Origin of the sequence: Mycobacterium sp. 852013-50091_SCH5140682 (assembly GCF_001665685.1) — a bacterium.
Taxonomy (GTDB): Bacteria; Actinomycetota; Actinomycetes; order Mycobacteriales; family Mycobacteriaceae; genus Mycobacterium.
The window spans coordinates 84,857-95,042 of the sequence record NZ_LZTB01000006.1 but is presented as its reverse complement, the minus strand read 5'-3'; the positions used below and the strand labels follow the sequence as shown (position 1 = coordinate 95,042).

Here is a 10,186-nt window from a genome sequence, read left to right as displayed (position 1 = left end):
GGCCTGACCGGCGGCCGCCGCCGACTTCACCCGCTCCAATTCCTCGATCCGCCGATGCAACGCAGCCTCGTCAGCACCCTCACTGACCTGCGCCAACCCCGCGGTATCGAACATATGTGCGATGATACTCACAACCCCGACAAGTTGACTCAGCTGCGGGTAGCAGCACGGTCGGCGAGCAGACCGTAGATGGGTCGCGACCGGAGAACCATGGCGACCAGCAGCGCGGTGGCACACGCACCGAGCATCGGTGGCAATTGATTGGTGGTGCCGGTGAGTTCGGTGGCGAGGATCAGACCGGTTACCGGTGCGTGCACGCTGGCGGTGAAAAACGCTGCCATCCCGATGAGAGCGAGTGCCGCCGGATTGGGCGCCGCATGCGGCATGAGGTGGGCGGCCACGAGTGCGACGATCAGCCCGGCGTCGGCGCCGAGCACGAGCATCGGCGCGAACAGACCGCCCGGCGTCCCCGCCGCGTAAGACGCGACACCGAGGACGAACCGCAATGCCAGTACCCCGATGACGGCCCACGTTGTCCCGTGGCCCAGGAGTGCTTGCTGAGTCAGGTTGTCGCCGCCGCCGACGAGGTCCGGCGCACACCACAGAAGGATGCCGACTCCGCCACCGATGGCGGCGGCGCGCGCTTCGACGGGCCAGCGGCTGGTGTCGGCCTTGTGCAGACCGAACATGAGGGCCTTGTTGTACAGCACGGCGAGAACGCCGGTGACGATACCGACGGCCACGACCCAGCCTGCGTCGGCGAGGCGGGGCGCGGCCAGCTGCGGCATGTGGAACTCGGTGCCGGAATGGACGAGGGGGAAAGCCACCATGAACCCCGACGCCGAAGCCACCAGGGTGGCGAGGGTGGTCCGGGGGTCGAAGCGCTTGACGAGCTCCTCCAACACGAACACCCCACCTGCGATGGGCGCATTGAAGGCGGTCGCGAGGCCGGCCGCGGCGCCGCCGGCGGCGAGGATCTGCAGGTCGGCACGGGACCGGCGGGTCACCGATGCGACGGTCACCGCTATCGAACCACCCATCTGCACCGACGGCCCTTCACGGCCGAGCGCCAGGCCGGAGCCGAGCGACAGCAGGCCACCGACGTACTTGATCGGCAGAATCCGGAAGCGGCCGGGCTCGGCTCGGCCTTCGACGACCGCCTCGACGCGCGGGATGCCGCTGCCTTCGGCGTTCGGCTCGACACGTGCCACCAACGCCGCCGCGACCGCCGTGCAGGCCGCGCAGATCAGTACTACGACGATGAGGCCCCACCAGGTGCCGTGGGCCCAGCCGGACAGCGATTCACGCCACTTCGCTGCCTGATCCAGAAGCAGTCGGAAGCTCGCGGCGGCCAGGCCGGTCAGTGCGCCGACCATCGCCGCGGCCAGTACGAAGCCCACCAAGCCTTCTGCGCCTTCGCCACTGTTGTCGACGGGGCGGAAGGTGGGCTTCTGCCAGCCGGTCAGCGTGCTGCGTAACCAGCGGCCTGCCTGTCCGTCCAAGTTGCCCACCCCTGTATCCGTGTCGCGGTGACAGTCAACCAGCCGACCGGTCTCAAAGCTGAGGTAGGTCGTGGTTCAGATCGTGTCGTCGCGGCACGCCAGGGCCGCCGCAACGAACTCGTCGCGAACCGGATTGTCCACCGCGGCATTCCAGATCAGGCTCACTTGGCTTGGGGCGATGTCCTCGATCGGCACCACCCGGACGTCGGGGCGTCGGTAGTAGGCGGTGGCTGATCGTGGGAGCACCACGAAACCTTCACGCGCGGCGACATGTTCGAGTTTGTCCTCCACGCTGCGGATGGCGCTGCGCGGTGGCGCCCAGTGCTGTTCGGGCGGGGCCAACGATTTCCACTCGGGTAGTACCTGGGGGTCGAAGAGCAGCTTGTGCGTGCGCAGTTCTGCGAGCCGCACAGAAGGCTTGGTAGCCAGGGGATCGCCGGCGGGCAGCACCGCGTCGAGTGGCTCGGACAGCAGGGGAGCAGTTCCCAGCCCCTCGTGATCGAACGGTTCGCGCGCGTAAACCACGTCGAACGCGCCACTGCGCACCACGTCGACCTGTTCGAGCAGGCCCACCTGACGCACCACTGCCTGCCGGTGTGGGCCCGCAGCTTCGAAGGCCGCCGCGGCGGCGGTAGCCCGTAGGCCCGGCGACACCCCGACCGTGATCGTCGTGGTGGGCATCGCGGCACGCAATCGCAACTGCACCGCGGAGATCTCGTCCAGCAGATGCTTCGCATCGATCAGCAGTTGGTTACCGGCCGCGGTAAGTTGGGTGCCACGCGAATCCCGGACGAACAGCTGCACGCCGAGTTCCGTTTCGAATGACCGGATTTGGCGCGACAACACGGGCTGGGCGATATGCAGCCGCCGCGCGGCGCGGCCGAAGTTGAGATCCTCGGCGACCGCGACGAAGTACCGCAACTTGCGGATGTCGAGGTCCGGCAGCGTCATACCTCCAGGGTATCGACACTCGACCAAAAGGGTCTTGGACGCGGGCGCTGCTCGCGTGGACGGTGGAGTCATGAGCCTCAAGAACGCACGCGTCCTCATCATCGGCGGCACCTCCGGAATCGGACTGGGTGTCGCCTCCGCTGTCGCCGAGCGCGGTGGCATCCCCATCGTGGCGTCCCGACAACAGGCGAGTGTCGATCGCGCACTGGCCACCCTGCCCGACACCGCCCGCGGCATGACCGTCGATCTCACCGACACCACCGCTCTGGGCCGGATGGTCGACGAGGTCGGCGCGATCGAGCATCTGGTGTACACCGCGGGCGATGCACTGGCACTGGCCCCGCTGAGCGCTCTGACGCCGGAGTCGATCAACAGTTTCCTGCTCGTCCGCTTTGTCGGAGCCCTCACCGCGATCAAGGTTTTCGCGCCGCAGATCACGCCGGGAGGGTCGATCACGCTCACCAGCGGGACCGCCGCCGAGCGTCCCGGGCTGGGCGTTCTCCCGACCGCGGTGTGCGGTGCGATGAATGCGATGACGCGGGCGCTTGCCCTCGAGCTGGCCCCGCTGCGGGTGAATACCGTTGCGCCGGGGCCGATTCGGACACCGCTGTGGGACACGCTGAGTGAGACGGACCGACAGGCCATCTACGACCAGTTCGCCAGTCAACTACCCGTCGGTCGCATCGGCGAGGCCGGGGACACCGCGCGGGCCTACGTGTACCTCATGGAGCAGGAGTTCGGTACCGGCGTGGTGCTCACCGTCGACGGTGGCAGCACGCTGTCCTGAGGGCGTTCCGAGACAAGCGCCGGGCGTTCGCCACGCGAACGCCGGACACGGCGTCAGGTGGCCGAACATGCCACCTGCACGGTCAATTTCACGGTCCGCTGTTTTCAGGTGGGGTGACGCTGGTTTGGCTGCCTGCGGGTTGCATGTCTACGTGTATTTTCACATTGCCGGGATCGTCGGCAGCGGCGATTGCGTCGTGTGCCTCGTTTATCGGGTAGACCTTCGATATGACGGTGTCGAGTTGGATGCCGTGGCGCTGAAGGAAGGTCAGCGCCTGTGGCCAGATTTCGCTTGACCCGGTGGTCCCGTAGATCGTCAGATCTTTGGCTTGGATCAATCCGATGGGTGCGCAGACGTGCGGATCGGTGCAGATACCGATATTGAGCACGCGGCCACCGAATTGTGCGAGCGAGAAGGTGGAGGCGAGACCGGGCGATGAGCCGGATGCCTCGATGACGAGCGAGCCACCGGCCGAGCCGGTGAGACGTTCGATGTCGTGCTGAGGCTCACGGCTAAGGGCGACTGGGTCGATGGTGTGAGTTGCTCCGAGAGCGAGGGCGAGTTCTCGCCGGTGAGGGTTGGGTTCGACGATGACGGTGGTTGCACGGTTGGCGGCCGCAATTGCCGTGGCCGAGAGACCAACCATGCCGGCACCGATCACGACGACGACGTCACTGGCATCGCATCCGCCCGCGGTTTTGATTCCCTTGTAGGCGATGGTGAACGGCTCGATGAGTGCGCCCTGGTGGAAGTTGATGCTCTCAGGCAACTTGTGAATCAAACGGGCGGGGGCTCTGAAATATTGGGCGCCCGCACCCGGGTAGTCGAATCCGAACCAGGTGTTCGGCGCGAGTACGCATTCGCCAACGACGGGGTCTCCGGGCGCGAGGTGAGTCACGTTGGCGCCGACTTCGACGATCTCGCCGGACCATTCGTGGCCGGGGGTGACCGGCCCGGTGATGCCCAGTTGGTCATCGAGGTGCCCGTGGAGTAGCTCGATGTCGGATCGGCACAGTCCGACGATGCGCGAGCGGATGACGACCTCATCTGCCGAGATCGTGGGGTACGAACGGTCGACGATTTCGATATCGCGGTTCTGGGTGAATTGGATTGCGGTCACCGTGCCGGGCCGGTCTTGCTGCGCTGTTGTCAAAGCGAATTCCTCTTTCAGCGTGGTGTCTGCCCGGTCAGGCGGCGGTGTAGCTGCCGCCGTTGACGGTGTACTCGGCACCGGTCACCTGCTTGGCGATATCGGAGGCCAGGAATACGATTGCCGCAGCTACGTCTTCGGGTGCCCCGATGTGGCCAACGGGCAGTTTGCGGACTTCAGTGGCAAAGTGCTTGATCGCTGATTCTTTGTCCATGCCGTATTCCTCGGCGAGGCTGTCGCCAAACCCGCCCGCCTTGTCCCATTGGGCTGTGCGGGTCGGGCCAGGAGAGACGATGTTGCTACGTATTCCCATGGGGCCAAACTCATTTGCCCAGGACTTGGACAGATTGATCAGCGCGGCCTTGGTGACGGAGTAGTCAACGAAAAAGACGTCGGGCTGGCGGCCGCACTCGCTGGCGACGGTGACGATTGATCCGGAGCCGGCCTCGATCATGCTGGGTAGTGCCAAGCGGGTGAGTCGGACCGCTGACAGGAAGTTGATTTCGATGGCCTTGCGCCAGTCCTCGATCGTTGTCGAGAGAAAGCCCTCGCGGTAGGGAAACGTGCCGACGTTGTTGACCAGAACGTCGACGGCCTCGAATCGGTCGAGCGCGGCCGTGACGAGATCGGCGTTGCCTTGCTCGGTCGACAGGTCGGCTTGTACGGGCAGTACCCGTTCGTTGAGATCTGTCAGGGAGCTGGTATCGAGATCGCCGCCGACGACGTTGGCGCCTTCAGCGAGCAGCAATTGGACTGTGGCGTATCCGATTCCAGATGCCGCACCGCTGACGATTGCAGTCTTGCCTTTGAGATTGGTTTCCACGTGGTCGGTCCTTCCTATCAGCCAAGCTGTGGCGTGTGCCACAGCGGTAGTGCTACTTTTGCCGTCCGCACCCATAGTTGTCTATGACGACTTTTGGGGTACGGCCATAATTTTTCTTCTATACCGACTGGGCGGTGTGTATGCGATTGAGACAAGTCGAGTATTTCGTTGCGGTGGTGGAGGCAGGGTCGATCACCCAGGCGGCCGCAAATCTCTATCTAGCGCAGCCGTCGCTATCACACCAGATCACCACGCTAGAGAAGGAACTCGGTAGTGCGTTGTTTGAGCGGCTTCCCCGCGGATTGCGGCTGACTCCGGCGGGGCGGGCGTTCCTGATCGAGGCCAAGCGGATCGTCGCCGATGTGGCACGTGCCAAGCGGGCCGTTCAGTCTGTGGGAGACGGAGTGATAGGGGAATTGGAGATCTCGACAGTCACGTCGCTAGCCGCGGGTATCGTGCCGTCGGTCGCGCGCAGTTGGCGGTCGAGCCATGCGAAGGTGGCGTTGCGGTTGCACGAACACACCCACGCGCACCGACTTGAGGAGGGACTGGTCAACGGGGTCGGTGATTTTGGCTTTGGCCCGCAGCCGCGGCTTCCGATGGGTGAGGTCGTAGATGTCGGAGCCGAGGAGTTCGTATTCGTCTTGCCGGCCGGCGACCCGCTCGGCGGGCAACAGACCGTCGATCCGCGCGAACTTGCCGACAGACCGTGGGTGCTGTACGACGCTAACCACGGTCTGTCGGAGGTGGTGACGGCAGTGTGTTCGGCGTTCGGGTTCTCGCCCACCGGTGCGGTTCGAACCTCACAGGTGCAGACGGCGGCGCAGCTGGCCGCTGCCGGCCTGGGGCCAGCGTTGTTGCCGTCGAATGTAGTGCCGGGCGATATCGATGCGGTCGTGTTGTCGGCGGAGCGTCCGCTGATCCGCAAACTATCGGCCTACGCGCGCGGCCCGATGCCCCCGATTGTGCGCAGCTTCGTCGAGGAGATCACGAATCCCCGCCATGGCCTGTTGCCATTGTCGGATGTGCTGCAGGATGTCTTTGTTCTGTAGGGCCGCCCGGATCGTCTGGGGAGCGGTTCGCGTGTGTGTCGGCGCCGCTGTCGTGTGTCTCGGCGAACCGCTCGGCGCTGCGGGTGCTCGAGCGCACAGCCAGGCGCATCGTGAAGCTGTTGAGCACGAGAGCGAGGATCAAGAAGAGACCGCGAATGTAGGGCTTGAGGAAGATATCCACGTTGAGCTGGTCTAGACCGTTGTCGAGAACACCGTAAATGAGCAGACCGAGCACGGTGTGGCCCATACCGCCGACGCCACCGAACAGGGAGGTACCGCCGAGTACAACGGCGGCGATCGCGGGCAACAAAAGGTCGTTTCCGAGTTCGGCCTGCGCCGATCCAAGTCGGCCGATGTTGAGAATGCCGGCGAACGCCGATAAGCAGGCCGCCATGATGAACACATTGCGAGTGATCGCCCTGACTGGGACACCTGAGAGTTCTGCTGCGCTCTTGCTCGCACCGGTCATGTAGATGTGGCGGCCAAATCTGCTGCGCTGCAGCAGAACATGACCAGCGAGCAGCGTAACTGCGGCGACCAGGCAAACGGTCGGGATTGGCCCGATCTTGCCTCCGCCGAGTGTCTTGATGAGCGGGGGCACCGAGTACAGGGTGTTGCCTTGACTCCAGTAAAGCGCCCATCCGCTCGCAACCTCGTAGATCGCCAGCGTGGCGACGAAGCTGGGAATCGAGGCGCGGTTGATGAGCACGCTGGCTACCCAGCCGAGGAAGCCGGCCAGTGCGATCGGTATCAGGATCGCTATCCAGGCTGTTCCCTCCGGGAAGTGGCCTTTGCCAAAGAGGAAGAGGCCAAAAGCGTTGCCGGAGAAGAATGTCGCACACGCGACGCCGGCAAACGAGGATATGTTGGCCACGGACAGATCGATCTGCCCGAGGAGCAATACCATCGTCAGGCCGGCGGCCATGACGGCCAGCACGGACACCTGCGAGGCGATGTTGCTCAGGTTGGCACCGGAGAGAAAGGCCTTGGGCGCCAATGCCGTAAAGACCACGATGAGCAGGGTCAGGGCGGCCGCGGGGCCGAGGATGAGGGCGTTGCTGGTGGTCCAGTCGGCCGGCGACCGTCGGCGTGCGCGGGTTTGCGGGCGGGTAATCATACGGTGGCCTCCACGAGGTCTCGGGAATTGACGGTGCAGGTGTGGAATTCGGCGACCAACGTCCCGCGTCGTGCGACGAGAACACGATCGGAGACGGCGAGTGCGGTCTCGGGCTCACTGGTGGTGAGTAGGATTGAGGTACCTCGATCTCGCAGATCGGCGATGGTCCGTAATACGTCGCTCTTGGCGCGCAGATCCATACCTCGCGTTGGTTCGCTGAGAACCAAGAGTCGGGGAGGATGGATGAGCCATCGGGCGAACAGGGTTTTCTGCTGATTGCCGCCGGACAGACTGTTGATCGGCGCCGAGGGCCGTCCACCGCGGATGCCGAGCCACGCAATCATGTCGCCTGTGAGAGTTCGTTCTTTGGCCGGGGTCAGCGACAGCCTGTTGATGTGCCGCAGCGCTGGCAACGTGACGTTGTCGGAGATGCTGCGTTCGAGCGCGAGGGCTCGACGTCGATCACCCGGAATGTATCCCACGCCAACCTCGCGCATCATTTCAGAGTTCTGCTTGTCGCGGATGTGGCCCAAGACAACCAACTCGCCACTATCGATACGCGCCATGCCGAACACAGAGTTAGCGAACTCCTCATGCCCGCAACCAATTTCGCCGTAGATGCTGACAATCTCGTGCTGGTGGATCTCGAAGTCGAAATGACGCACGCGCGGAGCGATGTGCACTGATCGACTGCGCAGCACCAACGGCGCAGTGGAGCGTGCGGGCAGCATGGTGCCGGTGTCGCCGTACGTGGTCGACAGAACTTTGTCCGGGTCGCCGAGCGACAGTCTGAGGAGTTCGCGTTTGGTGGTGGTCGCGACATCGACAGTCGCTTCGGACCGGCCTCCACGCATGATGGTGACCCGGTCGGTGTGGCTCATGATTTCGTCGAGGAAGTGGCTGATCAGGATGAACGAAATTCCCTGCTGCGCCATGGAGCGGACCAGTTTGAACAGCACTCGCGTTTCAGCCGGGCTCAGGGCGCTGGTGGGTTCGTCCAGGACGATAACCCGGGCGCCCGAGGACAATGTCCGACCGATCTCAACCATCTGCTGCTCGCCGACCGGCAATGTGTCGACAGTCCTGCGCGGGTCGATATCGAGCCCCATTTGAGCTAGTTGTTCGGCGGCGCGTTCGACGATAGAGCGGGGGCGTACGATGCCGCCGGCAAGGTCGAGGCCACCGCCGGAGCTGCCAACCATGTTCTCGGCCACCGAAAGTGGACCAAACAGTGACAGTTCCTGATAGACCACGGCGATACCCGCGGCGATGGCGTCAGCGGGGCCGGTGCACTCCAGGCGTTTACCTTCGAAGGTAATCGAACCGCTGTCGGGGGTGTGTACGCCTGCGAGGGTCTTGATCAGGGTGCTCTTACCGGCGCCATTATGGCCGAGGAGGGCATGGACTTCACCGCGACGCACCTCAAGGTCGACGTCTGCCAGTGCCTGAGTAGGGCCGAAACGCTTGCTGACTCCGCGCAGCTGCAGGATCACCTCGCCGCTCTTGCCCTGTTCGGTTCGGGGTGACGGTAAACCCTGTTGATTGATGTCAGGCATAGAGCACACCCGGCTGCTGCAGAAAGCTCACCGATGCCGCGTTGTCCCTGGAGACCAGCGGCCCGGTGACGGCTACATGCTCGGGAAGCTTGTCAACGGCTCCAAGTTTCCATGCCAGTCCGAGAATCACAGGCAGGGAATGGATCTGACATGACGAATGCCGGAACGTGGTATAAAGGCGGCCGTCGTCGACAGCCTTGATGGCATCGGGCATTCCGTCGACACCACCGATTTTGATGCCTTGGCGGCCTGCGTTCTCGATGGCGTTGAGGGCGCCGAAGGCCATGTCGTCGTTCTGGCAGAAGCCGACCGAGATCTCGGGGAATCGGGTGAGGTAGCTCTGCCAGAGATCCTGTGCTCGCGATCGGTCCCAGCGGGCGAAGTCCTCGGTGAGCAACTGCATGTTCGGAAACTCTTTGAGTGCAGCGTGAAATCCTTGGTAGCGGCCCGATTCGTCGCTGCCGCCGGGCATTCCGCGCGTATTGATGACGGTGCCACGCCCGTTGACAGATTCGAACAGCTTCTTCGACACCTGATAGCCCATGTCGTAGGAACTTTGCGTCACGGAGGTCAGCACCGTGACCTTGTCGTCGGGGCCACCGATATTCGAGGTCATCTCGAACACCCCGGTGCCCTTGGATGCGATCTTGTTCACCGGATCGACGATGGTGCCGGCGGTTGTGGCCGTGATACCGGCGAGATCCCAATGGCGATCGGCGGCGGAGTCCAGCGACGAGCGCTGCTTGTTGCTATCGCCTTGCCCGTCGATCCAGGTCAGGTCGATGCCGTAGACATCGCACCAGTGCTGCATGGTGTCCTTGCCCTGCGAGTACCACGAGACCGTCAACGAGCCGTTCGTGCCGAGCATCTTGAGGTTTTTCCCCGACGATGACATCGCAGAGGTGACGTTTTTGGGATCTTCACCGGACAGTTCATAGATCGCGGTGCCTCCCACAGCGAGGGCCACCGTGCCAGCCCCCAGATACTGCAAGAGACGGCGACGGCCCATCGTCGAATGGGTCTTTACAAGTTCCTGAGCCTCAATCACCGACTCAGGTATAGGTTTTCCCTCCGGAACGGGCTCCTTGGCATTGCTGTTCGATGCGGGATTGTCCGAGTCTGACGGGGAAGACATTTCAACTCCTCGTGAACGAGTCGCGGTGACACGATGTGCGACCGTATGCGCGGTCACGGTGCCCACCGAATGTGCTCTGTTTCATGCCGAGAGTCGACTATCGAAAACTCGGG

General features: G+C 63.7%; 9 protein-coding genes. 2 read left to right on the top strand and 7 right to left on the bottom strand.

What is annotated here, in order from left to right:
* Positions 1–149: 149 nt before the first annotated feature.
* Positions 150–1,511: a ClC family H(+)/Cl(-) exchange transporter gene (locus A5784_RS01545; protein ID WP_064941642.1), complete on the bottom strand. Its 1,362-nt coding sequence runs from the start codon at positions 1,509–1,511 to the stop codon at positions 150–152.
* A gap of 66 nt (positions 1,512–1,577) precedes the next feature.
* The gene (locus A5784_RS01540; RefSeq protein WP_064941640.1) at positions 1,578–2,453 is read right to left on the bottom strand and encodes a LysR family transcriptional regulator; all 876 of its coding nucleotides are present in this window, start codon (positions 2,451–2,453) and stop codon (positions 1,578–1,580) included.
* Positions 2,454–2,523: 70 nt separating this feature from the next.
* On the opposite strand from A5784_RS01540, the gene A5784_RS01535 reads away from it, so the two are divergent.
* Complete coding sequence (locus tag A5784_RS01535; protein ID WP_064941672.1) at positions 2,524–3,240, top strand: SDR family oxidoreductase; 717 nt, start codon at positions 2,524–2,526, stop codon at positions 3,238–3,240.
* Positions 3,241–3,328: 88 nt separating this feature from the next.
* Here the strand turns inward: A5784_RS01535 and A5784_RS01530 are convergent, their stop codons facing one another.
* Positions 3,329–4,393, bottom strand: a complete 1,065-nt coding sequence (locus tag A5784_RS01530) for a zinc-dependent alcohol dehydrogenase (protein WP_197514592.1) — start codon at positions 4,391–4,393, stop codon at positions 3,329–3,331.
* Positions 4,394–4,427: 34 nt separating this feature from the next.
* The gene (locus tag A5784_RS01525) at positions 4,428–5,288 is read right to left on the bottom strand and encodes an SDR family NAD(P)-dependent oxidoreductase (protein ID WP_082944599.1); all 861 of its coding nucleotides are present in this window, start codon (positions 5,286–5,288) and stop codon (positions 4,428–4,430) included.
* Between the two features lie 65 nt (positions 5,289–5,353).
* Here A5784_RS01525 and A5784_RS01520 point away from each other — a divergent pair, with 65 nt between their 5' ends.
* Positions 5,354–6,265 (top strand): LysR family transcriptional regulator, encoded by a 912-nt coding sequence (locus A5784_RS01520; RefSeq protein ID WP_064941635.1) that lies wholly within the window; start codon positions 5,354–5,356, stop codon positions 6,263–6,265.
* On the opposite strand, the gene A5784_RS01515 is transcribed toward A5784_RS01520, so the two are convergent.
* The 3 genes from A5784_RS01515 to A5784_RS01505 are packed head-to-tail and all read right to left on the bottom strand — an operon-like array spanning position 6,201 to position 10,139.
* Positions 6,201–7,382: an ABC transporter permease gene (locus A5784_RS01515; protein ID WP_064941632.1), complete on the bottom strand. Its 1,182-nt coding sequence runs from the start codon at positions 7,380–7,382 to the stop codon at positions 6,201–6,203. The two genes, A5784_RS01520 and A5784_RS01515, sit on opposite strands and share 65 nt — an antisense overlap.
* On the bottom strand, positions 7,379–8,938 hold the full coding sequence (locus tag A5784_RS01510; protein ID WP_082944598.1) for a sugar ABC transporter ATP-binding protein: 1,560 nt from the start codon (positions 8,936–8,938) through the stop codon (positions 7,379–7,381). Before A5784_RS01510 ends, A5784_RS01515 begins: the two co-directional genes overlap by 4 nt.
* Entirely contained in the window at positions 8,931–10,139 is a 1,209-nt protein-coding gene (locus A5784_RS01505; RefSeq protein WP_156750313.1) for a sugar ABC transporter substrate-binding protein, read from the bottom strand. The genes A5784_RS01510 and A5784_RS01505 overlap by 8 nt, the downstream gene beginning before the upstream one ends.
* Between the last annotated feature and the right edge of the window lie 47 nt (positions 10,140–10,186).

Coding starts and splice junctions, on each gene's coding strand:
- A5784_RS01540 (WP_064941640.1), bottom strand. CDS start 2,453: ATGACGCTGCCGGACCTCGACATCCGCAAGTTGCGGTACTTCGTCGCG.
- A5784_RS01535 (WP_064941672.1), top strand. CDS start 2,524: ATGAGCCTCAAGAACGCACGCGTCCTCATCATCGGCGGCACCTCCGGA.
- A5784_RS01525 (WP_082944599.1), bottom strand. CDS start 5,288: ATGGGTGCGGACGGCAAAAGTAGCACTACCGCTGTGGCACACGCCACA.
- A5784_RS01520 (WP_064941635.1), top strand. CDS start 5,354: ATGCGATTGAGACAAGTCGAGTATTTCGTTGCGGTGGTGGAGGCAGGG.
- A5784_RS01515 (WP_064941632.1), bottom strand. CDS start 7,382: ATGATTACCCGCCCGCAAACCCGCGCACGCCGACGGTCGCCGGCCGAC.
- A5784_RS01510 (WP_082944598.1), bottom strand. CDS start 8,938: ATGCCTGACATCAATCAACAGGGTTTACCGTCACCCCGAACCGAACAG.